Here is a 26042-nt window from a genome sequence, read left to right as displayed (position 1 = left end):
GCCAAACTAGCCGGATAGGGCGATCTTCTGCTTTTTATATGCTCGATATTTCAGGAATTAAATTAATTATTCAAGCGAGCCCTTTAAAAACAGAGCTTTGTCGACAGCCTGAGATCAACCCGCTTTGGGTTGATCTTTGACTATTATTTCTTATCCGGAGCGTGACGCTTGCCGGAGAAGCTGGGCAGCGTAACCGTAAAGACGGTGCCCTGCCCGGGCTTGCTGCGCACCTCGATCGTGCCGTGATGCAGATCGACGATCTTTTTCACAATGGCAAGTCCCAGTCCGCTGCCGCTTTTTTCCCGGTTCCTGGCCCGGTCCGCCTTATAAAACCGTTCGAAAATACGGGCCTGATCCTCCTCGGAAATCCCGATGCCCGTATCGCCGATCCGGACCTGAATCCGGTCGGTGCCCGGAAGCAGCCGCACCCGCACCATACCGCCCTCCGGCGTGAACTTCAAGCTGTTGGTGATCAGATTCATCCACACTTGACTGAGCTGATCCGCATCGGCATAAATTTTCGCCGTGGGCAGCGTCAAGTCGAGCTCCAGTTTTTTGGCCGACCAGATTGGTTCCGTGGCTACGATAACGCTGCGAAGCTGTTCGTCCAGCGCATACGTCGTCGGGTGAAACGGATGATGCTCCGATTCAAGCGATGCGAGCTTGAGCAAGTTCTCGCTGAGCCGGGACAACCGTTCCGCCTCCGTCTGAATGATCTCCAGATATTGCCGGCGCTCCTCCTCCGACATCGCCTTCTCCCGCAGCAGCTTGGAAAATCCGGCGATCGACGTAAGCGGAGACTGAATCTCGTGCGAGACATTGGACACGAAATCTTGCCGCATCCGCTCCATCTGCTTCAGCTCTCCGGCCATCTCGGTGAAGCTTTGGGCAAGCTCGCCCAATTCGTCCTTGCGAAACTTCCAATCGAAGCCGATATTGAAATCGCCCTTGGCCATCCGCCTGGCCGCTTTGGTCATGCGCTTGATCGGTTTGACCAAATAGCGGCCGGCCACCATAATGAAGACGCTGCCGATAATCAAGGCGTTGATCAGCGAGATGTTCAAATAGCTTTGCAGGAGCCGGTCGGACTTGTTCGAGGCCGGCTGCAAAAACATCGCATACGAATGCCCTTGGATCTTCACCGGGTAACCCAGTATGCTGACATCCATGTTCGACTCATTCCAAAGCTTTTCCCCGCGCAGCACCTGAGCAATTTCCTGCGGAGTGATGACCTTTCTCGTCTCGACATCGGTATATCCGTATAGCGCTTCGTTGCCTGCCTCATCGTATACCCTGATGAAGAAAGGCTTGGCAAGCTTGCGGTTAGTCATATACGAGTCGAAATCGACGTTGTCCGTCGCTTCATAGGTTTCGATCAAATCTTGCGCCACCAGGGTCATGTCTTCCCGAAGCTGCGCGTTCAGCCTCTCCGAGAAAACAAGACCCATAATCACAAAGGCGACGACCAATCCGAAGATGACCGCCGCCAAATAAACAAGCACCATCCGAGTGTAGAGCGTCTTGATCATCCGTTCACCTCAAGCTTGTAGCCAAGCCCCCGGATGGTACGGATGGTGAAGCTGTCCGTCTCGTCCGCAAACCGTTCTCGGAGCCGCTTGATATGAACGTCCACGGTACGGTCGTCCCCTTCATAATCGTGTCCCCAGATTTGTTCGATGAGCTGGTTCCTCGTAAATATTTGGTTCGGGTGGCTCGCCAGCTTGTAGAGCAGCTCGAATTCTTTGAGCGGAAGCGTCAGCTTTTCGTCGCCTTTGAGAACCTCATGACTTTTCTTGTTCAGTTCGATCCGGCCGAATTGCACGGTATCCGACGCATGGACCCGGTACCGCTTCAGCAGCGCCTTCACCCGTACGACCAGCTCCAGCGGATCGAACGGCTTGACCAAATAATCGTCCGTTCCAAGCTCGAAGCCCTTGACCTTGTCTCCCGTCTCGCCCTTGGCGGTTACCATCAGAAGCGGAAGGTCCGTTTGCTGCATCCGAATATGACGGCTCAGCTCCCAGCCGTCCATAAACGGCATCATAATGTCGAGGATGACAAGATCCACCCGGTTCTCCTGCAGCAGCTTCCAGGCATCCTGCCCGTTCTCCGCCTCCAGCAGGCGGTAGCCCTCCTCGCGCAGACTGACTCGGATCAGCTCCCGAATATGCCGGTCGTCATCCACGATCAATACGGTAATCATCGACAGTCCCCCCAAAAACCGAAAAATCCGGTAAATCACAGTACCTTCATGATAATGGACCCGCAGACCGTATTTCAAGCAAACCTATTCTAAACAAAACTTTAAAAACCAATTAACACTAGACGAACAGTTCTTTTTTAAACTAGAAAAGGTTGCCATCTATAACCCAAGACACCGTTAAAGGAGCGAACACGATGTTAACCCGATTTGTAAGAAAAAGCGGTAAACTGCTGGCGCTGATCTGTGCTGCCGTCATGCTGGTGACAGCCGTTCTCGTACCGGCCGCAGGCCAGTCGGCATTGGCCGCAAGCTCGTCTTCCGCGGGAAGCTTCCAGCTTGCCGTTCTTCCCGACACACAAATGTATGCCCGCTACAAAAAAGAAATTTTCTTGTCGCAAACCGAGTGGATCGCAAAAAATCAGTTCAACGAACGCATTGCATTCACAGCCCACGTCGGAGATATCGTGGACAGAAGAAATCAAGATTACGAATGGCAGGCTGCCGACGAAGCGATGAAATGGCTCGACAAATACCACGTTCCTTACGGCTATGTGGCCGGAAATCACGATATTAACGAATCGCAATGGGATGACCAGCGAAATAACAACGCCGAGAAATTTATGCAGTATTTCAACCCTGCGACCCGCATGTCCGGCAGCCCGGGCTTCGGCGGGGTGTCCCCGAGCGGATATTGCTCCTACTACACCTTTGAAGCGGCCGGCAAAAAATTTCTTGCTCTCTTCCTGGACTGGCGTACCTCCGATGCGTCCATTCAGTGGGCGCAGCAAGTCATTGACGCTCATCCGGATCTCCCCGTCATTTTGATCACTCACCAGTTGCTGAACATTGCCGAGGACGGAAAAACGGCCTTCATTACGGCAGAGCACGGCCAAGGCTTGTGGGACAAGCTGATTAAGAAGAACGATCAAATTTTCCTGACGGTGAACGGACATCACCACGGGGCCGCCCATATGGTGAAACCGAACGACAACGGGAAAGACGTGCTCATGATGGTCGTGGATTACCAAGGCGGCTACATGGGCGGCAACGGCTGGATGCGGATGCTCAAAATCGATTTGAAAGGCAACCAAATCAAAGCTTACTCCTTCTCTCCCTGGGTGATGAACATCCCCGAAGAAGAGCGGGACGAATTCGATATGGAACGTTTGACCGACGCAAACAACGAATTTACCGTATCCATGAACTTCGAGCAGCGATTCGGCTCCTTCTGGGGATCGCAAAATAAAGTTCCGATCGCCAAAAATGCCGATTTCGATACGCTCCAGGACAAACCGGTCAGCGGCAAGCTGAAAGGAGCCGATGCCGATTTCGATACGCTCAATTACCACATCGGCAGTCAGGGGTCCAAAGGGACGGCGACGATTACCGATCCCGTATCCGGCGCCTTCACCTACACTCCGAATGCCGGTCAAACCGGGACGGATACGTTTACATATGTGGTCAATGACGGGAAAGCCGACTCCCCTCCCGGGACGGTATCCGTTCGTATCAAAAATCCCGGCGAAACGAATCAAGGTACGGTCGCCCATTGGCGTATGGAGAGCGATCAAGCGGTCGAGGGACAGCCGCTCCCTGACGGCATCACGGTCGTGAAAGATCTATCCGGCAATCATAACGATCTGTACCGCTATAATGTCGGAAGAAGCACGCCGGGAGATTTGGTCTGGTCCTCGGATGCTCCGTTCAAAAGTCAAAGCAAGGCCAGCATTCGCCTGTTCGGCGACAAATCTCAAGGCAAAGCTTCCTACCTGAAAACCGCCGATCAGGCGGCCATCAATAACATGACGTTCGAGCAAGGCTACACCATCGAAGCATACGTCAAGCTGGCTCCCGACTTCGATAAGGACAAGCATGGCTGGATGGGTATTCTGGCCCGCGACGAAACCGGAGCCAACGCCGGCAAAACCGGCGGCGACCCTGCCGAGCCGACGGCCTCGCTGGCAATTTCCACGTTGAAAGAGATGCAGTGGGCCGTTTACCCGCAAAATGTCAACGATACGGTGACCAACTGGTCGGGCGAGCTGTTCTTCAAGTGGTACCATGTTGCCGTGGTCAATGACGGTCAGACGACGAAAATGTACATCGACGGGGCTCCCGTGCTGCGCAACCCGGACGGCAATCCGGTAGGAATTGCGACGGCTGGCAAGCCGTGGACTATCGGCTCCGGTCACTATGATAATGTGCACGAGCTTTCCTTCAACGGCTGGATCAGCGAGATTCGCATCACGGACCACGCTTTGAAGAGCAGCGAGTTTCTCATGGTGCAAAATCAGACACCGGTCGCAGAGAACGCGTCCATAAGCGCCGATCAGGATAAGTCTGCCTCAGGGAACTTGAAAGCTGCCGATCCGGACGGCGATAAGCTGACCTACAGCATCGTTAACAAGCCGGCCAAAGGGGTTGTCACCGTTACGGACGAGGTTTACGGCGCATTTACGTATACGCCGAATCCGGGCGCAACAGGCACCGACTCTTTTACGTTTAAAGCCAGCGACGGGAAAGCCATGTCCAACGAAGCGACCGTAACCGTCGACATCCGGACGAATCACGCGCCGAAAGCAGAAAACGCGATGTATACCGTCATCGCAAACGGACAGCTAAGCGGTAAACTGGCTGCTGCGGATGCGGACAGTCAAGACACGCTGACCTATTCGATCGTTAGCCAGCCTGCCAAAGGTACGCTCACACTTGAAAACGCCGTTCTCGGAACGTTTACGTATAAACCGAATCCGGCGGCGGCTGGCATCGACTCCTTCGTTTTCCGGGCACACGACGGTAAAACGAACTCAAACGATGCACTCGTCGTTATCGACATCGAGAGGCAGACCGATGGCAGCGGCAACCGTAAACCGGCCGCAGAATACATGACATTCAAGACGAATGAAAGCTTGGCGCTTCAAGGAAAGCTGATGGCCGCCGATCCGGACGGCGATCCGCTCTTCTACCGTATCGTGAAGCAGGGGGCTAAGGGAACGGCGGCAATAACCGATTCCGTATACGGAGCTTTTACTTACGCTCCAAATTCGAAGCAATCCGGAAGCGACATGTTCACGTATGAAGTCAGCGACGGCAAAGGCGGCACAGATGAAGCTGCCGTCGTCATCGAAATTAAGCCTAACCAATCGCCGAAGGCAGACAACGTTACTTACACTACAAACCAAGGCGTTACGTTAAACGGCGAATTCAAAGCAACCGACGGCGATCAAGACCGGCTTACGTATTCGATTGCCAAAAACGCGGACAAGGGAACCGTAACCGTTACGGATGCGACTTACGGCAAATTTACGTACAAGCCGAAACCGGGTCAATCAGGGACCGACGTGTTCCACTATAAAGTAACCGACGGCTTGGCCGAAGCTTCGGCCATCGTCACGATTACGATCACGGAGCCTGACTCGGACAGCGGTTCCTCTCCGGATCCGAGCACTGGCAGCGGAACGAACACGGGAAGCGGCAGTACTGGCGGAGGCGGTGGAGCTCCGGGAACGAAGCCGAGTACCGACAAGGCGTCCGATGAAGTAAAGCCGGATAAAGGCGCTGGCACGAATACGGGGAACAACAACGGTTCCGTTCCTGCCGTAACGTTCAAAGACATGAATGCTCATTGGGCGAATGAGGCGGTCGGTAAGCTGAGCACGTTGAAGCTGTTCGACGGTTTTCCCGATGGCTCCTTCAAGCCGGAGCAAGCCATGACCCGGGCGGAATTCATTACCGTCATCGTGCGGGCTTTGAAATTAAACACGAACTCGCAGGCGGCATTTTCGGACACCGGCAGCCATTGGGCCAGCCAAGCGATTGCAGCCGCCGTCGCCAAGGGCATCGTCGACGGATTCGGGGACCAATTCAAGCCGGACCAGCCGATTACGCGAGAGCAAATGGCTGTCATTCTGGTGCGTGCCTTCGGACTAAGCGCTAACGGAACCGAAGCAAAGCTTTCGGATAGCGCGGCTATCTCCGAGTGGGCCCAATCGGCCGTTTCGACTTTGATAAATCAAAAGCTCATTCAAGGATACAGTGACGGCTCCTTCCAACCGAAGCGTGCCGCCACAAGGGCGGAAGTCGCCACGATGCTGCTGCGCCTGCTCGAATTCAAAGCACAGCCATAAAAGAAAAAGATCGCCCCTCGGGCGATGAGCTTGTTGAGAAAGTGGTCAATTGAGGTAATAGAGGTGTACGAGGGGGTGGGGTATCTACTTCCGACCGCTCTTGTCATCGGGAAATTGGATTGGAAAGCCGCTTATTAGCGGACATTTCCCGATGACAAAGGCGGACGCTATCGCTTCTCCAGTAGATACCCCACCTCCGTATGTTTCTCTATTTCAGTCAAAATCCTCTTTTTCAACACTCCGATTGCCCCTCGGGCGATCTTTTCTTAATTAGTTACCCCAGGCAAGCAATCACCGGTTCAACAAGCTGCCGACATAACGCAGCAGTTCATTGGCTGAGGCGGTCGTATAGCCGTGCTCCTCGACAAGACGCTTGATGACCTCGTTGATTCGTTTCAGTTGATTCTCATCGGGGGTTTTCGTCGAAGTCGTAATTTTGACGATGTCCTTCAGATCGGCGAACAGCTTCTTCTCGATCGCTTCGCGCAGCCGCTCGTGGCTGCTGTAGTCGAATCGCTTCCCTTTGCGCGAATAGGAGGACATCCGGATCAATATCTCCTCGCGGAACGCTTTCTTCGCATTTTCCGAAATGCCGATCTGCTCTTCGATCGAACGCATCAGCCTCTCGTCCGGGTCCATCTCTTCGCCGGTCAGCGGGTCCTTGATTTTGGTCCAGTTGCAGTACGCCTCGATATTATCGAGGTAGTTGTTGAACAGCGTCTTCGCCGATTCGTCGAACGAGTACACGAACGCTTTTTGCACTTCCTTCTTAGCCAGTTCGTCGTACTCCTTGCGCGCGATGGAGATGAAGTTCAAGTACCGCTCCCGCTCCTCCTTCGTGATGGACGGGTGCTGGTCCAGACCGTCCTTGAGCGCCCGCAGCACATCCAGCGCATTGATAAATTCCAGACCTTGCCGGATCAGCGCGCTGGAAATCCGGTTGATGACATAGCGCGGATCGATTCCGCTCATGCCTTCCTCCAAATATTCGCTCTGCATTTCCTTTAAATCCGCTTCCTTGTACCCTTCGACCTCTTCGCCGTCGTACATGCGCATTTTTTTGACGAGATCCATCCCCTGCTTCTTGGATTCCTTCAACCGGGTCAAAATCGAGAAAATCGCCGCGGCCCTCAGCGAGTGAGGCGCGATATGCACATGCTTCATGTCGCTTTGCTGGATCAGCTTGGCGTAAATTTTCTCTTCGTCCGACACCTTCAAATTGTAAGGAATCGGCATAACAATCATCCGCGATTGGAGCGCCTCATTCTTTTTATTGGCAATAAACGATTTATATTCGGATTCGTTCGTATGGGCGATAATGAGCTCGTCTGCCGAAATCAAAGCGAACCGTCCGGCCTTAAAGTTGCCTTCCTGCGTGAGGGATAGCAGGTTCCACAAAAATTTCTCGTCGCATTTCAGCATTTCCTGGAACTCCATCAAGCCCCGGTTGGCCTTGTTCAGCTCTCCGTCGAAACGGTAGGCCCGCGGATCGGATTCCGAGCCGTACTCGGTAATCGTGGAGAAATCGATGCTCCCCGTCAGGTCGGCGATATCCTGCGATTTCGGATCGGACGGACTGAACGTCCCGATGCCTACGCGGTTATCTTCGGACAGCAGCACGCGCTCCACCAGCACGTCTTCGATACGTCCCCCATATTCATCCCGCAGCCGGATTTGGCAGGAGGGGCAGAGGTTGCCCTCGATCCTTACGCCGAATTCCTGCTCGATCTCGCTTCTCAGCTCATGCGGAATTAGGTGCAAAGGCTCCTCGTGCATCGGGCAGCCTTTGATCGCATATACAGCGCCTTGATCCGTGCGCGAGAACTGCTCAAGCCCGCGCTTGAGCATCGTGACAATGGTCGACTTCCCGCCGCTGACCGGCCCCATCAAAAGCAAGATCCGCTTGCGGACGTCCAACCGGCGCGCCGCCGAATGGAAATATTCTTCCACCAGCTTCTCAATCGCAGAATCGAGCCCGAAAATCTCTTTTTCGAAAAAGTTATACTTTCGACGCCCATTTTCTTCCAGGATGCCGTGGGAGGCAATCATTTCGTACACCCGTGCATGCGCCGTCATAGCCAAATGCGGATGCTGGCGGAGCAGCTCGATGTACTCGGCGAAGGTTCCGGTCCAGGCCAGCCTTTCGGTTTCCGTACGATAGTCGGCGATTTTCTTGAATATATTCATGATCTTACCTCCTGAGGGTTTTGCGCTAAGCAAAACCGGCTTCGAAAGGATACGCTTTGAGTTTTGCTTTAGCAAAACTGGCTTCGAAAGGATACGCGCTTCGAAACGATGCGTAACGCCGATAGCCGCCGCTTCCGGGCTTCGGCCCCGGCTTCTTCTTCGGATTTGAAGTGTAATAAATACCTATGCAGAAAGCAAAGGGAAGTTGACCGAAAATTTCTGGCAAAATCGGAAAGAAACCGTAGGCTTGTCCGGACGGAAATAACGAAAGGAAGGGCGAAACGGAGGAAACTTTTAAGCGTGGCGGGGGCGCATACCGGGGGTGCGGGAAGATCCGGCAAGCCGGGGAACCGTTACGGGCGCCCCTCGACCTGGAGGCGCCGGACGGCTTCTTTCCGCGCCCGATGCAGTCTTGTTTTGATCGTCGTGAGCGGGAGCTTTAAATAGGAGGCGATTTCGCCAGGCTTCAGTTCGTATTTGGCCTTAAGCAGCAGCACGTCCCGAAACGGCAAAGGCATCTCCAAAATCATCCCGAACATTTCACGGCTGTCCTCGCGCTTCAAATACTCCTCCTCCGCGGACGTATGGGCCTTCTCCGTCTCAACCCTGTCCACAACCGTCACTTTGCGAAAATAGGAGCTTCTCCGATAATCGAATACGGTATTGCGGGTGATCGTGAGCAGCCAAGCCCGGACGGAGCCGTCGCCCCGAAACGAAGCGATTCGGCGGTAAGCCTTCAAAAACACATCCTGAGTAATATCGTCGGCCACATCGTGTTTACGGGTTAATCCATAAGCAAAAGCCCATACCTCGCGGCGGTGCTGTTCCATCCATGATCTAAAAAGAACCTCATCCTTGGCGGACGGGCGATTTTCCAAGTTACGGCAATTGCTGGTTTTCTCTAATTGTTGCGGCATCTCTATCCAAGCCTCCTCCGACAAACGAGCGCTTCCGGAGCGCTTTTTTTCTTTATTATGAACTTCATTACTTAACGATGAACTAAGAAAAGTTAACGAAATTCTTAAGATTTTCTATATAAAGACGAAAAAAACGCGCCTCCCCCTGCAGGTTCGACACGTTTCATATACAATTTCTTAAGAATTGGCCTTCTCTCCCATGATATTCAGGCGCACCGTAAAGACGGTTCGTTCCTCGTCGCTGGATGCGGCAATGGTTCCTCCGTGCAGCTCGACGATACTTTTGGCGATGGCCAAGCCGATGCCGGAACCCCCGGTATGCGTCGCACGGGATTTCTCCACACGGTAAAACCGTTCGAAAATATGAGGCAAATCGGTTTGCGGGATCGTTTCGCCGTAATTGATGATCTGGATCACAGCTTCGTTCCCTTCCTTGAAGCCCATCACCTCAAGATATTTCCCTTCGCTGCCGTACTTGATCGCATTGGAGATCAAATTCTCGAATACCCGCCGGAGCTTGTTGCCGTCGGCCATGACCAGCAGCTGCGATTCAAAAAAGGTCATATGCTGCTCGATCCCGACCTCCTGAAGCTGCAGCCGGAACTGCGCGAAAAGCTGGCGCATCATTTCGACCAGATTGATCGGGGCCTTCTGGATCGTCGCGCCCGTAATATTGCTTAAGCGGGTGTATTCGAACAAATCCTGAATTAATTGAAACATCCGTAGCGATTCCTCGTACGCCATATTGACATAATAACGCAGCTCCACTTCGTCCCGGTAACGGTCCTGCTCGATCAGACCGAGATAGCCGGTAATCGAGGTGAGCGGAGTCCGCAGATCGTGGGATACGTTCGTAATCAGCTCGTTCTTGGTGGACTCGGCCCGCCGCTCCTCGTCGATCGACGTTTTGAGCCGCTCGACGACCTGGTTGATGTTCCCGGCCAATTGGCCCAGCTCGCCGATGGACTGCACAGGCACTTTATGATCGAAGTCGCCGTCGGCGATCCGCTGCACGTCCTCGATAATATGGATCAGGTACCTGTGGTAGCGGGCGTCTTTTTCCCGTTTGAAAAAATATAAGGCCGACAGCATAAACAAAGGCAGCGCCGTAAGATAGTAAATATCGGGGTAACCGATATAGTAATTAATCCAAATAAACAGCGAATTTAAGGATAGCTTGGAAAAATAAATCGACTTGGCGATCGTCGAAATAACCGCCAGCACGACCGCGGTCGTTAATACGCTCCAGAAGAGCGGCACCGCAACTCTCCAGTTAGTTCTCAATTTTGTACCCTACCCCCCACACGGTGTGAATCAGCTTTTCTCCCGCCATTTCCTTCTCCAGCTTCTCGCGCAAACGACTGATATGAACCGTGACGGAGTTGTTCGTCTCAAAATATTTTTCTTTCCAGATCAGCTCGAAAATTTCCTCCGATCCAAAAACCCGGCCCGGATGGCTGGCAAGCAAAAATAAAATGCCAAATTCGATCGGCGTCAGCTTGATCGGGCGGTCGTCGATCGTCACGGCATGGTTGCGTTTATCGATTTGCATCGATTTGATCTTGATGATCCCCTCCGCATCCGGCTGGGCCGTCTGCGCGCTGAAATACGACCGCCGCAGCAGCGACTTGACCCGCGCCACCAGCTCTAGCGGATTGAAGGGCTTGCCCATATAATCGTCGGCCCCCGTCATCAGGCCTAAAATTTTGTCCATATCCTCGTCCTTGGCGCTCAGCATCAGGATCGGCGTCGTCTTGTCCTCGCGGATTTTGCGGCAGACCTCCATTCCGTCCAATTCGGGCATCATCACGTCCAAAATGACCAAATGGACGGTTTCCTCCTCCATCCGTCTTATGGCGTCGATTCCGTTATGCTCCTTAAGAACCTCGTAGCCTTCGTTTTTCAAGTAAATTTCAAGCAAATTCGCGATTTTATGATCGTCGTCGACGATGAGGATGCGTTTGTTCATACAAGTCTACCTTCCTTAACCGGTTAGTTTAACGGCAGATTACCACGTTCCGGGAAGGAAATCAACGACTTGGCTTTTCTCGATGCCGTACGACCATATGGTGTCTTCCTTTCTCATGCTGCGGACATAGTGCTTCTCCTCCCCTCTCCGGCGGCAATAACCCGATCGTCCCCGTCACGACTAATGGATTCCATAGCAACGCGCGCTTCCTTACTTTACCGCCTGTTCGTTAACCGAAAGCTAAGCAAAGCTTACAAAAAGGTTACGCTTCCTTGCTAAAATCTAACAATACCGGACAAGCCTTGATTCCTGAATCGTCCCGTTGTATGTTCATCCTAAGAACAAGAAAGCGATGTGATCCATTCGATGAGCTTTTCAGTCAAAATCATTCGGCAAGAGGATCAAAAAACGGCGAGCTGGTCGGGAGGAGTTACAACGCAAATGGCGATCTATCCTGAGGACGCGTCGTATGAGCAGCGGAATTTCGACTGGCGAATCAGCAGGGCTGTAATTCATGCGGAGGAGTCCGTCTTCACGAGTCTGCCCGGTTACCAGAGATTGCTGATGGCAACGCAAGGCGAATTTTTGCTGGAGCACGAACAGCGGCATACGGCCGTGCTGAAGCCTTTTGATCAAGACCGCTTTGACGGGGCTTGGACGACCCGGTGTCGGGGAAAGGGGAACGACCTCAACGTGATGCTGGCTCCCGGATACCGGGCCGAAATGCTGCCTGTTCTGGTTCGCGATACTTACAGAGAAGACGTGCAGAAGTCCGGGCCGGCCGCGGATACGGTGAGCTACGAATGCATACATCCGATTGACGGGGATGTGGAATTTTCATCGGGTGACGATTTGTCAGTTTTGCTGCGTCAGGGGGATTTGCTCATTTATAAAATTAACGGAAGCCCGGAAAAGCCGCTAGTATTCCGCTATGCGAAGGTTGGGACCCCGGTTCATGTGGTTCGCATTACCATCTGCCGAGAAGCGGGCGGTGCAAAATAAAAAAAGACGGGGTCCTTGCCGAACAAGGACCTCCGCCATAAATTAACCAATTGCTGCAAACTTGATGCATACGGGTTTGGACACATCGAGCCTATTCCCTGTAGGCGATAGCTTTCCGGTTGCCGAGTCCCGCTCGAACGTCACGATTTGATTCGAATCCCGGTTAGCTACGAGCAGGAAGCGTCCGTCCGGCGAGAGCGCGAAGTTCCGCGGATGCCCTCCAAGCGTCGAGGCATGCTCGACGAGCGTGAGTTTGCCGGTCGAGGAATCGATAGCATATACCGCGATGCTGTCGTGTCCGCGATTGGAGCCGTACAGAAATTTGCCGTCCGGCGAGATGTGAATATCGGCGCACGCATTCTCCCCTTCGTAAGAAGCGGGCAGCGTCGACACGGTCTGTATTTCGCCAAGCTTGCCCTCCTCCGGATCGTAGGAGAATGCCGTGATCGTCGAGCCCAGCTCGTTGATGACATAGCCGTAAGGCAGCGACGGATGAAAAACAAAGTGCCGCGGTCCCGACCCGGGCGCTACCCGAACTTCGCCATGAGGAAGCAGTTGTCCGGCAGCGACGTCGAGTTTGTAAGTAAAGACGCGATCCAGCCCCAGATCGCAGACGATGGCGTAGCGGTTGGAACGATCGACGAATACGGAATGCGCACGCGCCTGATTTTGCACGGGCAGGACGCTGGAGCCTTCGTGCCGGCGGATGTCCGCGGTCTTGCCGATGCGTCCGTCCTCCAGCAGCGGAGACAGCCCGATCATGCCGCCGTGGTAGCTTGCAACCATGATGTATGTATGGGTACGGTCCAAAGTAATGTGACACGTGGTCGCCGGAACCGTCAGCTCCTTGCCGAGCAGCGACAGCTTGCCGGTTTCGGGATCGAACCCGTGGGCCGCGGCAGCCCCGCAGCGCTTGCCTTCGGCATCGGTTCCCTCCGTAATCGCGTATAGCTTCAAGCCTTCAGCATTCACATCCAGAAACGTCGGATTTTGCAGCCCGGCCGTTTGATCGGTCAGCTCGAGACTTCCGGTATCGGGATCGAACCTGCAGGCGTACAAACCCGGATCGGCCGCATCCGCATACGATCCCAAAAAAGCGAAGATCTTCTTCTTGCTCTCCATCCAAACACCTCTCTATCTCATTCATGTCCTATAGGCATTATCGCAAATCCGCCGGCCTCAGGCAACCGGGCCGCTTCGCGTGTATTGTTGGCCGCATGCTAGAATTGAGATAATAAAGGTTACGAGGGGGCGGGATATCCACTTCCGACCGCTGCCCCACCCCGCAAAGTGAAGTTGAATCAGGAAGCTTAGTCCGAGTACTTTGCGGGGACCCCGGGTCCTCGGGAAATTTGATTGGAAGCCGCTTGTTAGCGGACATTTCCCGAAGACAAAGGCGGACGCTTTCGCTTCTCCAGTGGATACCCCACCTCCGTTTGCATCTTTATTTTTGTAAAAACCCACTTTCTTAAACAGCTTTAAGGACCTCCCACAATGGAAGGTCCCTGGAGTCTAAATAAATGTGACATCGCAGGCGCTTTGAGGCGCGCTTCTTTCAATTTCGATTAATACGCGCTGCTCGACTGCTCGCCTTTGACGATCGATACGCCGGAGCTGGAGCCGATTCGGGTAGCCCCCGCCTCGATCATCGCTTTAACATCCTCCAGGCTGCGCACGCCGCCGGATGCTTTTACTCCGATGTCCGGGCCAACCGTTTTGCGCATCAGCGCGATATCCTCTGCCGTAGCTCCGCCGGTCGAAAAGCCCGTCGACGTCTTTACGAAATCCGCGCCGGCCTTCACCGCCAAACGGCATGCCCGCTCCTTCTCTTCGTCGGTCAAAAGGCAGGTTTCGATGATGACCTTCGTCAGCGCCTTGCCTTTAGCCGCTTCGACGACGGCCCGGATGTCCTGTTCCACCAGGTCGTCCTGCTTATCCTTGAGCGCTCCGATATTGATTACCATATCGACTTCCGTCGCTCCGGCAGCGATCGCTTCCTTCACTTCGAACGCCTTCACTTCCGTCATAGTCGCCCCCAGAGGAAAGCCGATGACCGTGCACACCTTCACGTCGGGCGTATCCTTCAGTACTTCATAAGCTGTCTTCACCTGTGCCGGATTGACGCACACCGAGGCGAAACGGTATTGTTTCGCTTCCTCCGCCAACCGGATTACCGCCTCACGGCTAGCATCGGCTTTTAATAAGGTATGGTCGATTAATCGGGCGATTTCGTTCGTTGTCATCTGCTTACTCCTCCGTTCGTTTTTCAACCCTCGAAACTAAGATTAATGAATTTCTGCGTGCACCAGAACCGGACGTTCCACTTTGCCGGAGGCGATGGTGTACGATTCGTAGATACTCTCAATTACGTCATCCACCGTTTCGCGATTGCTGTGAATGGTAACAAGCGTATCCCCAGGCTTCACTTCGTCCCCGATTTTTTTGTGCAGCATCAGGCCGACGCTCAGATCGATCTCGGATTCCTTCGTTGCGCGTCCCGCGCCCAAGATCATCGCCGCGGTGCCGATGCTGTCGGCAACGATCTCCGAGACATAGCCCGCTTCCTTCGCCTTCACCTCGATACGGTATGCGGCAGCCGGCAGCTTGGACGGGTCATCTACGATCGATGCGTCTCCGCCCTGCGCGGCAATGAACGCTTTAAACGTCTCCAAGGCCCGGCCGCTGGAAATCGCTTCCTCCAGCTTGCTCCGCGCTTCGCTCACGCTGGAAGCCTGCTTTGCCAAATATACCATATGACTGCCGAGCGTCAAGCACAGTTCATGCAAATCTTCGGGACCTTCCCCGCGCAGCGTGTCGATCGCTTCCTTCACTTCGAGCGCATTGCCGATCGCAAAGCCGAGCGGCTGATTCATATCGGAAATGACCGCCATCGTATTGCGTCCCACGTTGTTGCCGATGTCCACCATCGCCTTCGCCAGCTCCTTGGCGCTGTCCAAATCTTTCATGAACGCACCGGCGCCTACTTTGACATCCAGTACGATAGCATCGGAACCGGAGGCGATCTTTTTACTCATGATCGAGCTGGCCATCAGCGGGATCGAATTGACCGTCCCGGTCACATCGCGAAGCGCATAGATCTTTTTGTCCGCAGGGGTCAGGTTTCCGGTCGGTCCGGTCACCGCAACTTTCACTTCGTTCACTTGCTTGATGAATTGTTCGCTGCTGATTTCGGCCTGGAATCCCGGGATCGCTTCGAACTTGTCCACCGTACCCCCGGTATGGCCGAGTCCGCGCCCGGACAGCTTCGCTACGGGAACGCCGACTGCGGCAACGAGCGGCGCGAGCACGATCGTCGTCGTATCGCCGACGCCTCCGGTGCTGTGCTTGTCCACTTTGATGCCTTCGATCGCGGACAGATCGATCGTATCTCCCGACGCCACCATCGCCATCGTCATATTCGCCGTCTCCATCGGAGTCATGCCGCGGAAGAAGGCCGCCATCAGAAACGAGGACATCTGGTAGTCCGGGATCGTTCCGTTCGTATAGCCTTGCACGATGAAATCAATTTCCGTCTTGCTAAGCTCGTGACCGTCACGCTTGCGGGCAATCAAATCAACCATTCTCATGTTTCTCGTCTCCCCGTGTTTAGTATAGTAATCGATATTTTATAGGAACAGCCCGATGAGCGTGGCCGACAAAATCGAGGCCAGCGTCGAGCCGAGCAGCAGCTTCAAACCGAACTGCGCGGCCTCGTCTCCCCGTTTGTCGTTCAGCGCTTTCACCGCGCCGGTGATAATGCCGATGGAACTGAAGTTCGCAAAGCTGACCAGGAATACCGAGACGATCCCGACCGTACGGGGCGACAAGCCCGAAGCGATGTCTTTGAAGCTGAGCATCGCAACGAATTCGTTGGTCACAAGCTTCGTTGCCATGATGCCTCCCGCCGGTACGGCTTCGCTCCATGGAATGCCCATCAGGAACGCGACCGGTGCGAAAATATAGCCTAATACGGACTGGAACGAAATGTGGAAGATCAGCTCGAATACGTAGTTGATCATATTCATCAAAGCGATAAAACCGATGAGCATCGCGCCCACGATAATCGCCACTTTGAAGCCGTCCATAATGCTTTCGCTGATCATCTGGAAGAACGATTCCTTCGGCCCATGCTCCTCATCGGCCACTACCGTCGCTTTTTCTTCCTCCGGATCAAGCTTGTACGGGTTAATAATGTTGGCGACAATCAGCGCCGAGAAAATGTTCAGCACGATGGCAACCACGACGTACTTCGGTTCAAGCATCGTCATGTATGCTCCCACGATCGAGATACTGACCGCGCTCATCGCCGATGTGCAAAGCGTGTACAGCCGCTGCTTCGTAACCTGGTTGAGCTGCTTCTTCGTTGTCAGGAATACCTCCGATTGACCGAGCAGCGCGGCGGAAACCGCCACATAGTTTTCCAACCGGCCCATGCCGTTCAATTTGCTGAGCACGAGCCCCACATATTTGATGACGAACGGAAGCACCTTCACATAGTTCAGAATGCCGATCAGAATCGAAATAAATATGATCGGCAGCAGCACGTTGATAAAAAAGGTCGAAGCGCCCTGATTTTCCAAGCCGCCGAATACGAAGTTGACGCCGCCTACCCCGAATTCCATCAGCTTGCTGAACAATCGGGAGACGAACGTGATCAGCTCAAGACCGATCTTCGTATTCAATATGATAAAGCTCAGCACAATTTGCGTAACGAGCATAGCCAGAATCGGTCTGCTGCGGATTCCTTTCCGGTTGTTGCTGAACAAATACCCCACCGCAAACACCAGCAGCAACCCGGCTACTACGAATAAAAATTTCATCGGAATTCCTCCAGCCTCGTCTAATTTGGCACTTAAAGAGACATGAATTGTTGATTGAAAGCGTTAGCAACGAATGCAAAAAAGCTTCAACATCGAACACGAAGATGAAACAACGGGTCTGTACGATGCTGTCATTTTAGCATTTCCTTTGCTATGAAGTTTTTATGTGCTTTAAATAGGATGTTGTTTCGAAGCGGCTTCGTTACAATTAAACTATAACAAGCGCTTGAACAAATGTAAATATACAATTGAACTTTTGTTCCTTTCAACAAAGCAATTTTGAACAAATTGTGGAATAACTTGTGTTTCCTATTGTTCGCTTTCTGATTCCGGTTTGATATCTTCTGCTTTCCCAATCATTTGTATGGTCAATCATTCACATTTGTTCTTGGATTAGGCAAAAAAAGAAACCATCCAAGCTTGCGCCCGGATGGTTCCTTACCCCTTTAGCGGGATGTCGAATCCGCTCAATTGCGTTATCCTTCTTGCTCTAGTAATATTTTGGCCGTGTACTGATCCGTCACCAGCACATTCGCGTACTGCGCTTTCAATGCGCCGCGGATGCCTTCGACCTTTTTCAACCCGCCTGCGATGAGAATTGACTGGTCTTTTGTCTTGAGCTCGTGAAGCTCGATCCCGATCGTGCGGGCATTCAGCGTCTCGTTGCAAATGTCGCCGTTTTTATCGAAGAACCGGGAAGCGATATCCCCTACCGCATGATCGGCGATCAGCTGCATATCCTGCTCCGTGAAATAGCCGAGCTGGAACAGCAGCGAATCCGTCCGAGGGACGCCTACCGTGAACAAAGCAATGTTCGCCTGCTTCCCCATGTCAAGCAGCTTCCGGATGTGACGGTCCGCCTCAATCGCCTGTTTCACCACAACGTGGTCGACGATGGCCGGCAACGGCAGCTGATAAGGCGTCGCATCGAATGCCATCCCGAACAAATGAAGCGTTTCTGAAGCGTATGTTTTCTTTTCGGAATGGCTAACGCCACCCTTCAATTGAACGATTCGGACGTCCTTGAGCGCTTTGTGCTCCAGATGCGTCGCCACCTGATAGATGGTCGTCCCCCAGATGGTGCCGATAATGTCGCCGTCCTGAACGATTTCCCTCAAATAGTCCGCCGTCAGCTTGCCCAAATACTGCTTGATCACATGATCCTCGAACAACGGGATGGACGCGACCAGCGCCCGCTTCAGCCCGAACTTCTCTTCCAGCTGCTCGCTCAGGATTTTGCGGTCCTCGGTCGGGTCCGAGATGCGAATCTCGACGATTCCTTCCTCTTTCGCCTGCTGCAGCAAACGGGAGACGGTCGGCCGGGAAACCTCCAGTTTGTTCGCGATATCCTGTTGGCTGTAATCCAACAAATAGTAAAGCTTGGCGGCCTCGATCATTTTTTTTAGCTTCTCTTGTTCCATAAAGCCCCCGATCTAAATCCCTGAACACTTTACCATGTATTGTTACACAAATGTCCGCTGCACTGCAAGCGTTTTAGCTCAAAACTACGGTATGCTCCTTTCCTCCCTCCTCCCCTCCCAAGGTATGGTATAATTACACTACCCTATCACCCCAAGAAAAAAGGAGGCGCGGCCCCTTGGCTATCAAAAGTGAAACGGAGCTGTACGCCCCCGTTAAAGCTTACTTGGAGCAGCTCGGTTACACCGTGCGCGGCGAGGTACGTCATTGCGATCTGGTCGCCATCCGCGAGGAGGAGCCCCCGGTTATCGTCGAATTGAAAAAAAGCTTCTCGATCCCGCTCCTGCTACAAGCGATCGACCGTCTGAAGATCAGCCGTCACGTATACGTCGCTTTCGAGCGGCCGGCCAAGGGACGTGCGCCGCACGGCGCCAGCTGGCCGGAGCTCCGCAGACTGTGCGGTATGCTCGGTCTCGGCATGATCGCCGTGCAATTCTATAAAACGCGCAAGCCGCGGGTCGAGGTCGAATGTCATCCGCCGGACGGGTCCGGACTCGCGATGCCGCTCAAAATGCCCAGACATAACAAATATGCGGCCGGCAAGCTGATGCAGGAGTTTCAGGAACGCCACGCGGATTATAACGTCGGCGGCAGCACCAAGCGAAAGCTCGTCACCGCTTACCGCGAAAAATCGCTTCATCTCGCGGCGCTGCTGCGCACCCATGGCCCTATGAGCCCCAAACAGCTGCGCGACCTGACAGGCAACGCCCAGGCCGCAGGCATGCTCCAGAAAAACGTATACCTCTGGTTCGAACGCGTAGCCCGCGGCGTATACAAGCTCACCCCGCAGGGAGAAGCGGAGCTGCAAACTTTTGCTCATGTCGTAGAGGCTTACTTACCGGTCGCGGAGTCGGATACCGCCGAAGCTCCGCAAGTCCCAGTCCTGCAAAATGCATAAATCGTTCGGGCAGCGGGTATGTATAGAGTGATAGACTACCGTGCAGAAAGGACGTGCGCCATGAAACCGTTCGTTCGGGCTCTCTTCGCGTTATGTCTTGCTATGCTTGCGTCAACATTGTCACTCTTCCCTCCTGCCAACCCGCCGTCTGCGCAAGCCGCTTCTTCCATTCGCATCCCCGTGCTCAATTACCACAGCATTACCGTCGATCCCGGCAACCGGGCGACCATCGCCCCGGACAAATTCGAAGAGCAGATGCGCTACTTGGCTGACGAAGGCTATACGACGCTCACGCTTCAACAATTCACCGATATCCTCGGAGGCAAAGAAAAACCGCCGGAAAAACCGATCCTGCTCACGTTTGACGACGGCTATGCGGACAACTATGAACACGCCTATCCGCTGCTCAAGAAGTTGAAATTTAACGCCACATTATTTATGGTCCCGGGGTTTGTAGGCGACGGTTATTATTTGGATTGGGAGCAGGTCAAAGCGATGAAAGAAGCGGGTTGGGACATTCAGCCTCACAGTATGAGCCACCCGAACTTACCGAAGCTGAGCGTCAAGAAGCAAACGTATGAAATTACCGAATCCAGGCGGCTGATCGAGGAACAGCTCGGCACGACGGCCGATATTTTTTGTTATCCGTATGGCGAGTCCAACCGGACGACCTTGAATCTGCTAAAAGAAAATAAATTCCGGTATGCGTTCACCATCGATCAGGGGTGGGCTTCGTCCGATCAGGACCCGCTCAAGCTGAAACGGCTGTTCGTCAACGGAGAAGCATCGATGAAAGCCTGGAAGCGGCTGCTGGAACCGTCCAAATCCTAACATCTCCTTCCGTGATCGGAGTGCAAAACGCAAAGGACCAAAGCGATCCCCCTAAGCGGAGACGGCTTTGGTCCTTTACTTATGCGGTGCGGCTTAAACGAAGACCGGGGTATTCGTTTTCCTCTTTAGGAGCTCTTTATGAATCCAAATCGCCGCCTGCGAGCCCTCGCCCATCGCGATCGTGACCTGCTCCGAGTGTACTCCGATATCTCCTGCCGCCCAGACGCCGGGAACGTTCGTCATCTTGGTGCGCGGATCGGTGACGATATGACGGTTTTCCAACCGTTCGACGCCAAGCGCCGACGTCCATCCGGTGTGCACTTCATTGCCTCCAAAAGCGATAAAGCCGCGCTCTCCCTCGATCGTCCGGCCATCCGACAAGCGTACTCCGTCGAACCGGGCATCCGGCCCGCCGAGCACCTCGGTGATTTCCGCTTCAACATGCGGTATGGCCGCTTCCTTCAACTTGTCCGCATGCCCGCTACCGACCGCTTGCCGTTCGTGATTAACGTATACGATCCGATCGGTCCAATAGCGCAGGGCAAGCGCCATTCCCGCTCCCGTATCTCCCGATCCCATCACAATGGTCCGCTTCCCGGCGACCTCGTAGCCGTCGCAGTCTGGGCACACGTACACGCTGATCCCAAGGCGTTGTTCCAGCCCGGGCAAAGGCGGGAAACGGTCCAGTACGCCGGTTGCCGCAAGCAGCGTCTCGGTGTGGACGGCTCCACCCCCATCGGCAAGCGCAATCTGAAAGCCTCGGCCGTTCCTTGCCGCCGCCACTGCCTCATCGCGGCGAAATTCCACCCCGAGCCGTTCGGCATGCTGCCGTCCGAGATGGCGAAGCTCTTGGCCGGATACTCCATCGGGCCAACCGAGCACATTGTGGTAGCTTCGGCACAGCGTTGAGCGCCCTCGTCCTTTGTCGATCACCAGCACGCGATGCCGGTACCGTCCAAGCTGAATGGCCGCCTGCAAGCCGGCGATGCCCCCTCCGACGACGATGCAATCGTACATGATATATACGCCCCTTCGTTGTTCGTTACCGTTAGCATCCCCCCACGGTCCTTGATTCCATTCCATCCGTTTCCTAAGCGGCACAAAAAAAGCTTCCCCTTTAATCAAGAGGAAGCTTTCATCCCGGTGCGGGAGCCGCTCTCCGAGCCGGGACCGTGCACTGCCGGAGCCGCGTCCAAAGCTGGCTCTTCATCCGCGCGTCGGCTCAGCAGCCAGACCAGCCCGATTTGCAGCGCAGCCGTTGCCGCCAGCACCCAGGGAAGCACCTGGCTGCCTGCGGCGCTTGTAAGCCAGACAAGCAGGCCGATTGATGCGACGCGTCCCCCGTTCAAGAACGTCTCGCGCATCACGACCGACTCGACGCGAAGCTGGCCTTTGAGCGGCAGCACGCCGATCAGCCGGTAATAGTACGAAGTGATCGTGTTGCCCTGCAGCGGCGCGCAGATGGAATAAATGATCATAAAAGCGATAACGGTCCCCAGCGTCAGTTTCCACAAAATGAACGCCGTGCCGATTACGAACCCTACGGTCGAGATGAACATAAAGGCTTTCGCCTTGGATTCGGTGCCGTAACGGGAAATGAACATCCCCGTGCCGATGCCGAGACTGGCGTACAATACCCCCAGGTAACCGACCAAATCTTCCCGGCCGACGATCTGAAAAAGCAAAATATTCGGCAAAAACAGCATCAGCCCCTGAAACAGCCCCATAACCAAAAAGGCGATTAGCGAATAGGTCCAGTCCCGGTTTTTGCGCATTAGCAGACCGACGTATTTCAAATAATACGCTTTATGGTGCGAAGCTTTCATCGGGATCTTGAAGCTGCCAAGCGCCGCCAGCAAAAACATGAGGAACGAGATGCCGAAAACGATCGTATAGCCCTGCAAGCCCTCGAATTGCCGAATGAGGAATCCGGCCAAGGCCGGTCCGATCAGCCCGCCGAGCGTAAACGTTATCATATTGATCGCGAGAAACCGGATACGGTTCCGGTCCGTCGTGACATCATACATCAAGGTCAGATAACCTACCCAGTAAAACGAACTCGCGATGCCGTTCAGCACGGCAAAGAGCACATAATATCGAGCCACCAGCTCCCCGGAGAAGACAACGGACAAATAAAACAGCGCAATCATCGCAATGCCCAGCCGGTAAGTAACCATGCGGTCCTTGCGCTTGATCATCCAGCCGCCGAGCGCGAATGCCAGCGGCGCCACCGCATAGTTAATCGCAAAGTATGCCCCGTTAATTTCGAGGCTATGGGTCAGCCGCCACAAGTACAGCGTCAAAAAGACACCCGACATCGAAGCTCCGAATTGAAAGCAAAAATGAATAAAGAGCGAAGCGACGGCCTCCGCCGACAGCCTCTTTTCTTCCGGCACCGCCGTCTTCCGCGACTCCGCCCAATGCCTGACCGCTTCTCCGAGTCGTAACCCCATCCGAGCCTGGACCGCCTCTCCCGGCAAACAGGAGGCGCCTATAGCCCTCCGTTCGCTCAACATCGATTTTACGACCATTGTATCAGCGGGAGGAGCCGTTTGTGAAACCGCAAACAAGCGCGATTGCAAGCGTATACGGTCATTTTTCGCCAGCAGCGGGATGGGACCCTGGTCAACCTCCCGTTATTAGCCTTTTCCCCGTCCCTTGTCGGTTGGATGCACCGCTGTACCGGCCGCAGGTTTAATCCAGCCGAATTCCAAACCGCTCCGCCATGCCTTGCCTTCCTTCCTGCGTGATTCGCACGGCCCGGCTTTGCTCCTCCCGGCGAAACCAGTCCATCGCAAACATCCGCTCGGTCAGCCCTTGCCCGAGGGCGCCGGCCAAATGGTGCTCGCGTTCCGTCCAATCGAGACAGCAGCGGGAGAACGCCCGCCGCTTCTTGCGAAGCTGCGGCAAGTCCAAACCGAAATCCGCAAAAAAACGTTCGCCGGAAGCCGTAACGTGAAGCTGCAGCCCGTCTTTCTGCAAATGCCCTGCTCTTTGCAGCGATTCCGCGATGCGAACCGCCGCTTCCCCTGCCAAATGGTCGTAGCACATCCGGGCGTGGCGCAGCTTTTTCATTTGGTCCGATTGCCGTAACGAAACGACAGGCGCCGGCCCGGCAAACGAAAGCAGCTGCTCGATCATTTCCGCATCGCTCGCCTGCGCAATCCGGTAATACCGGTGCCGGCCGTGCTTTTCTACCGTTACAATTCCGAGCTCCGCCATTTTGGCCAAATGAAAGCTGGCGGTTTGCGGCGTAATTCCCGCTGCGGCTGCCAAATCCCCGGCCGGATGGCAGCGGCCGTCCAGCAGATGCAGCAGGATGGCCGCCCGGGACGGGTCGCTAATCAGCGAAGCGATGGATGATACATTCCGATTCAGACTCATCGTAGTCCTCCTTTTCATTGCATTCCACATTTCGATGATAATGGAAACGTCCATGAATTACAATGAGCTAGAAGCGGTTTTCCTGAATTCCTGTCGGACTATGACAATCATCGGAGGTAATGAAGCATGAACACAAAAGTATCCCTTACGGAAGCAAGCCATCTGAACATTCAGCCAAAAATTTTATACTACGGCATGCCCGTTATTCTCTCTACGACGCTGAACGAAGACGGTACGACCAATATCAGTCCCCTTTCTTCGTCCTGGGCGCTCGGACGTTATCTGGTGCTCGGCATGGGCTTCGGCGGCCAAGGCATCGACAACCTGCAGAGGACGCCGGAGCTGGTCGTCAACGTCCCCGACGCCGCCATGTGGCAGCATGTCGAAAAGCTGGGCTCGCTCACCGGAAAACATCCGGTGCCGGACTACAAAGCGCAGATGGGCTACTGTTACGAGCCGGATAAATTCACCGCCGCCGGGCTTACGCCGGCTGCTTCGCTGTCCGTTAAACCTCAGCGAATCGCGGAATGCCCGCTGCAAATCGAATGCACCGTCAAGAAGATTACGTTCCCGGATTATGCTCCGATGTTTGCCATCGTCGAAACCGAAGCGGTGCAAATCCACGCTCTCCCGGACATCGTGAAGAAGACGGGCAGCGACCATATCGACCCTTCCCGCTGGAACCCGCTGATCTACAACTTCCGCCATTACTTCGGGCTCGGCGATCGCCTCGGCAACAATTACCGCGCCGAAATATAGCGCCAGACATTCCGCCAAAGCACAAAAAATCAAGGCACCGCCCGCCAGGGCAGGTGCCTTGATTTTTCAAACAAACTTATTTCTTCAGGCTATCCCAAGTTTGCTGGAATTCCGTCAGCATTTGATCTTTCGTTTTTTGCTTCGCGACATACGCCTGCATCGTGGAAGCAAACTTTTTGCTGGACGCTTCGCCGCCCGGGAATTTAAACCAGTTCCAGCTCAGCGTTTTGTTTTCTTTGCTGTATTTCATCAGATCGGCAGCCAGCGGTCCGAGAATTTTCTCGTCGCCCTGGATGTTGGTGAAGGCCGGGATGAACTTGAATTCTTCCACCATGTACTTTTTGCCGATATCCGAAGTCACGAGCCAGTTCAGGAACTTTTTCGCTTCTTCCTTGTTCGGGGAATTTTTATTGATTACCCAGTTGTTCGGCACGCCGACCGGCAGCTTGTCGTTCGCTGCAGGATCGTCGGAGATTGGCATCGGCAGGAAGCCGACCTTCAGGTTCGGGTTCGTTTGCGTCAGCTGCAATTGCGTCCAGTTGCCCTGCTGCGTCATCGCCGCTTTGCCAGTAGCGAACTCGGTCACCTGCGTTTTATAGTCGGTTTGCAGCGGGTTCTTGTTGCCATACTGGAGCTGCAGATCGAACAGCTTCACCCAGTTGTCGAACACCGGGTCGCCCGGAATTTTGCCCGTGCCTTTGTTCAGGCCGCCGATGAACGCGTTCGGGTCTTTCTGATAAGCGAACGGCAGGTTCACGAAGTGGTTGCCGAGCACCCACCATTCGGCGTAGCCGTTCACGAACGGCGTAGTGCCTTTGGATTGCAGCTTTTTCGCTGCGTCTTCAAGCTGCGTCAACGTTTTCGGCAGCTCGGTGATGCCGGCTTGGGCAAACAAGTCTTTGTTATACAGGAAGCCGTAGCCTTCCAGGTTCAGCGGCTGGCCGTACAGCTTGCCGTCTTTGGTCATCGGCTCTTTAGAAACCGGCACCAGATCCTTCACCCAAGGCTGGTCAGACAAGTCTTCCAAATGCTCGATCCACTTGTCCAAATCGGAGAAGCCGCCGTTGTTGAAAATGTCCGGCTTGTCCCCGGAGTTGAATTTCGCCATCAGCGCCGCGCCGTAGTCCGCGCCGCCGCCGACCGTGTCGATTTGGATTTTGACGCCCGGGTTTTGCTTCTCGTATTCGGCCGCCAGCTTGGCAAGCGGTTCCGCAATTTCGACCTTGAACTGGAACATTTTCAGCGTTACGGCTTTGCCTCCAGCCGCACCGCCTCCGGCGTTCGTTCCGCTTGGCGCTTCTTCTTTTTTCGCGCAGCCCGCGATGAGCGACATCAGCATAACCGCTGCCATTCCGGCGCTCGCAACCTTGTTCATTTTCATGATGTAACCTCCCTTATTTGATGCTGCTGTTTGTCTGTTCGTTTCATTTGTATTGTATAAAATGCCCCGCCTTTCGAACACGTAC

Annotated in this window: 20 protein-coding genes; 5 read left to right on the top strand and 15 right to left on the bottom strand. The window is 54.2% G+C overall.

From position 1 onward, the window contains the following. Positions 1-143: 143 nt before the first annotated feature. Together KQX66_RS31105 and KQX66_RS31100 are read right to left on the bottom strand one after the other, a co-directional pair. Positions 144-1529: a HAMP domain-containing sensor histidine kinase gene (locus KQX66_RS31105; protein WP_216797332.1), complete on the bottom strand. Its 1386-nt coding sequence runs from the start codon at positions 1527-1529 to the stop codon at positions 144-146. Next, positions 1526-2203 (bottom strand): response regulator transcription factor, encoded by a 678-nt coding sequence (locus tag KQX66_RS31100; RefSeq protein ID WP_216797330.1) that lies wholly within the window; start codon positions 2201-2203, stop codon positions 1526-1528. Before KQX66_RS31100 ends, KQX66_RS31105 begins: the two co-directional genes overlap by 4 nt. A gap of 194 nt (positions 2204-2397) precedes the next feature. Here KQX66_RS31100 and KQX66_RS31095 point away from each other — a divergent pair, with 194 nt between their 5' ends. Then, positions 2398-6330, top strand: coding sequence for an Ig-like domain-containing protein (locus KQX66_RS31095; protein ID WP_216797328.1), 3933 nt, complete (start codon positions 2398-2400; stop codon positions 6328-6330). Positions 6331-6621: 291 nt separating this feature from the next. Here the strand turns inward: KQX66_RS31095 and KQX66_RS31090 are convergent, their stop codons facing one another. The 4 genes from KQX66_RS31090 to KQX66_RS31075 all read right to left on the bottom strand — a co-directional run bounded on the left by KQX66_RS31090 (position 6622) and on the right by KQX66_RS31075 (position 11403). Further along, entirely contained in the window at positions 6622-8517 is a 1896-nt protein-coding gene (locus KQX66_RS31090) for a PrkA family serine protein kinase (RefSeq protein ID WP_216797324.1), read from the bottom strand. Between the two features lie 353 nt (positions 8518-8870). Then, positions 8871-9434 carry an RNA polymerase sigma factor gene (locus KQX66_RS31085; protein WP_216797323.1) on the bottom strand — a complete coding sequence of 188 codons (564 nt, stop codon included), beginning with the start codon at positions 9432-9434 and terminating at the stop codon, positions 8871-8873. A gap of 177 nt (positions 9435-9611) precedes the next feature. Continuing rightward, a complete protein-coding gene (locus tag KQX66_RS31080; protein ID WP_253957552.1) occupies positions 9612-10718 on the bottom strand; it encodes a sensor histidine kinase in 1107 nt (368 codons plus the stop codon). Beyond that, entirely contained in the window at positions 10708-11403 is a 696-nt protein-coding gene (locus tag KQX66_RS31075) for a response regulator transcription factor (RefSeq protein ID WP_054973514.1), read from the bottom strand. Before KQX66_RS31075 ends, KQX66_RS31080 begins: the two co-directional genes overlap by 11 nt. A gap of 366 nt (positions 11404-11769) precedes the next feature. Between KQX66_RS31075 and KQX66_RS31070 the strand changes: the two genes are divergently transcribed. After that, on the top strand, positions 11770-12405 hold the full coding sequence (locus KQX66_RS31070; protein ID WP_216797322.1) for a HutD/Ves family protein: 636 nt from the start codon (positions 11770-11772) through the stop codon (positions 12403-12405). A 42-nt stretch (positions 12406-12447) separates the two neighbouring features. Here the strand turns inward: KQX66_RS31070 and KQX66_RS31065 are convergent, their stop codons facing one another. From KQX66_RS31065 to deoR, 5 genes are all read right to left on the bottom strand, one after another. Beyond that, on the bottom strand, positions 12448-13527 hold the full coding sequence (locus KQX66_RS31065) for a lactonase family protein (RefSeq protein WP_216797320.1): 1080 nt from the start codon (positions 13525-13527) through the stop codon (positions 12448-12450). A gap of 443 nt (positions 13528-13970) precedes the next feature. Then, positions 13971-14648 carry a deoxyribose-phosphate aldolase gene (gene deoC / locus KQX66_RS31060; RefSeq protein ID WP_216797318.1) on the bottom strand — a complete coding sequence of 226 codons (678 nt, stop codon included), beginning with the start codon at positions 14646-14648 and terminating at the stop codon, positions 13971-13973. 42 nt (positions 14649-14690) lie between these two features. Continuing rightward, positions 14691-15992: a pyrimidine-nucleoside phosphorylase gene (locus tag KQX66_RS31055; protein WP_163854192.1), complete on the bottom strand. Its 1302-nt coding sequence runs from the start codon at positions 15990-15992 to the stop codon at positions 14691-14693. A 39-nt stretch (positions 15993-16031) separates the two neighbouring features. Then, a complete protein-coding gene (locus KQX66_RS31050) occupies positions 16032-17225 on the bottom strand; it encodes a NupC/NupG family nucleoside CNT transporter (protein WP_216797316.1) in 1194 nt (397 codons plus the stop codon). A gap of 476 nt (positions 17226-17701) precedes the next feature. Then, positions 17702-18646, bottom strand: coding sequence for a DNA-binding transcriptional repressor DeoR (gene deoR / locus KQX66_RS31045; protein ID WP_216797314.1), 945 nt, complete (start codon positions 18644-18646; stop codon positions 17702-17704). 176 nt (positions 18647-18822) lie between these two features. Here deoR and KQX66_RS31040 point away from each other — a divergent pair, with 176 nt between their 5' ends. Together KQX66_RS31040 and KQX66_RS31035 are read left to right on the top strand one after the other, a co-directional pair. Further along, positions 18823-19602 carry a DUF2161 domain-containing phosphodiesterase gene (locus KQX66_RS31040; RefSeq protein ID WP_216797312.1) on the top strand — a complete coding sequence of 260 codons (780 nt, stop codon included), beginning with the start codon at positions 18823-18825 and terminating at the stop codon, positions 19600-19602. 60 nt (positions 19603-19662) lie between these two features. Next, positions 19663-20433: a polysaccharide deacetylase family protein gene (locus KQX66_RS31035; protein ID WP_253957550.1), complete on the top strand. Its 771-nt coding sequence runs from the start codon at positions 19663-19665 to the stop codon at positions 20431-20433. A 93-nt stretch (positions 20434-20526) separates the two neighbouring features. On the opposite strand, the gene KQX66_RS31030 is transcribed toward KQX66_RS31035, so the two are convergent. The 3 genes from KQX66_RS31030 to KQX66_RS31020 form a co-directional block, all read right to left on the bottom strand. Further along, on the bottom strand, positions 20527-21450 hold the full coding sequence (locus tag KQX66_RS31030) for an NAD(P)/FAD-dependent oxidoreductase (protein WP_216797338.1): 924 nt from the start codon (positions 21448-21450) through the stop codon (positions 20527-20529). 104 nt (positions 21451-21554) lie between these two features. Further along, positions 21555-22886 carry an MFS transporter gene (locus tag KQX66_RS31025; RefSeq protein ID WP_216797310.1) on the bottom strand — a complete coding sequence of 444 codons (1332 nt, stop codon included), beginning with the start codon at positions 22884-22886 and terminating at the stop codon, positions 21555-21557. A gap of 241 nt (positions 22887-23127) precedes the next feature. Further along, positions 23128-23811, bottom strand: coding sequence for an ArsR/SmtB family transcription factor (locus KQX66_RS31020; protein ID WP_253957557.1), 684 nt, complete (start codon positions 23809-23811; stop codon positions 23128-23130). A 132-nt stretch (positions 23812-23943) separates the two neighbouring features. On the opposite strand from KQX66_RS31020, the gene KQX66_RS31015 reads away from it, so the two are divergent. Further along, the gene (locus tag KQX66_RS31015; RefSeq protein ID WP_216797306.1) at positions 23944-24576 is read left to right on the top strand and encodes a flavin reductase family protein; all 633 of its coding nucleotides are present in this window, start codon (positions 23944-23946) and stop codon (positions 24574-24576) included. Between the two features lie 76 nt (positions 24577-24652). Here the strand turns inward: KQX66_RS31015 and KQX66_RS31010 are convergent, their stop codons facing one another. After that, a complete protein-coding gene (locus KQX66_RS31010; protein ID WP_438804219.1) occupies positions 24653-25951 on the bottom strand; it encodes an ABC transporter substrate-binding protein in 1299 nt (432 codons plus the stop codon). Positions 25952-26042 lie beyond the last annotated feature (91 nt).

It is taken from the genome of Paenibacillus oleatilyticus, assembly GCF_018998565.1.
Taxonomy (GTDB): domain Bacteria; phylum Bacillota; class Bacilli; order Paenibacillales; family NBRC-103111; genus Paenibacillus_G; species Paenibacillus_G oleatilyticus.
Note: the sequence above shows the minus strand (reverse complement) of the source record. Positions and strands in the feature narration are given on the sequence as shown.

What these genes read in the sequence shown, in the direction of transcription:
- KQX66_RS31085 (WP_216797323.1), bottom strand. Translation starts at nt 9,434, where the DNA reads ATGCCGCAACAATTAGAGAAAACCAGCAATTGCCGTAACTTGGAAAAT.
- KQX66_RS31065 (WP_216797320.1), bottom strand. Translation starts at nt 13,527, where the DNA reads ATGGAGAGCAAGAAGAAGATCTTCGCTTTTTTGGGATCGTATGCGGAT.
- KQX66_RS31025 (WP_216797310.1), bottom strand. Translation starts at nt 22,886, where the DNA reads ATGGGGTTACGACTCGGAGAAGCGGTCAGGCATTGGGCGGAGTCGCGG.
- KQX66_RS31075 (WP_054973514.1), bottom strand. Translation starts at nt 11,403, where the DNA reads ATGAACAAACGCATCCTCATCGTCGACGACGATCATAAAATCGCGAAT.
- deoR (WP_216797314.1), bottom strand. Translation starts at nt 18,646, where the DNA reads ATGGAACAAGAGAAGCTAAAAAAAATGATCGAGGCCGCCAAGCTTTAC.
- KQX66_RS31055 (WP_163854192.1), bottom strand. Translation starts at nt 15,992, where the DNA reads ATGAGAATGGTTGATTTGATTGCCCGCAAGCGTGACGGTCACGAGCTT.
- KQX66_RS31095 (WP_216797328.1), top strand. Translation starts at nt 2,398, where the DNA reads ATGTTAACCCGATTTGTAAGAAAAAGCGGTAAACTGCTGGCGCTGATC.
- KQX66_RS31015 (WP_216797306.1), top strand. Translation starts at nt 23,944, where the DNA reads ATGAACACAAAAGTATCCCTTACGGAAGCAAGCCATCTGAACATTCAG.
- KQX66_RS31100 (WP_216797330.1), bottom strand. Translation starts at nt 2,203, where the DNA reads ATGATTACCGTATTGATCGTGGATGACGACCGGCATATTCGGGAGCTG.
- KQX66_RS31030 (WP_216797338.1), bottom strand. Translation starts at nt 21,450, where the DNA reads ATGTACGATTGCATCGTCGTCGGAGGGGGCATCGCCGGCTTGCAGGCG.
- KQX66_RS31035 (WP_253957550.1), top strand. Translation starts at nt 19,663, where the DNA reads ATGAAACCGTTCGTTCGGGCTCTCTTCGCGTTATGTCTTGCTATGCTT.
- deoC (WP_216797318.1), bottom strand. Translation starts at nt 14,648, where the DNA reads ATGACAACGAACGAAATCGCCCGATTAATCGACCATACCTTATTAAAA.
- KQX66_RS31090 (WP_216797324.1), bottom strand. Translation starts at nt 8,517, where the DNA reads ATGAATATATTCAAGAAAATCGCCGACTATCGTACGGAAACCGAAAGG.
- KQX66_RS31010 (WP_438804219.1), bottom strand. Translation starts at nt 25,951, where the DNA reads ATGAACAAGGTTGCGAGCGCCGGAATGGCAGCGGTTATGCTGATGTCG.
- KQX66_RS31050 (WP_216797316.1), bottom strand. Translation starts at nt 17,225, where the DNA reads ATGAAATTTTTATTCGTAGTAGCCGGGTTGCTGCTGGTGTTTGCGGTG.
- KQX66_RS31105 (WP_216797332.1), bottom strand. Translation starts at nt 1,529, where the DNA reads ATGATCAAGACGCTCTACACTCGGATGGTGCTTGTTTATTTGGCGGCG.
- KQX66_RS31070 (WP_216797322.1), top strand. Translation starts at nt 11,770, where the DNA reads ATGAGCTTTTCAGTCAAAATCATTCGGCAAGAGGATCAAAAAACGGCG.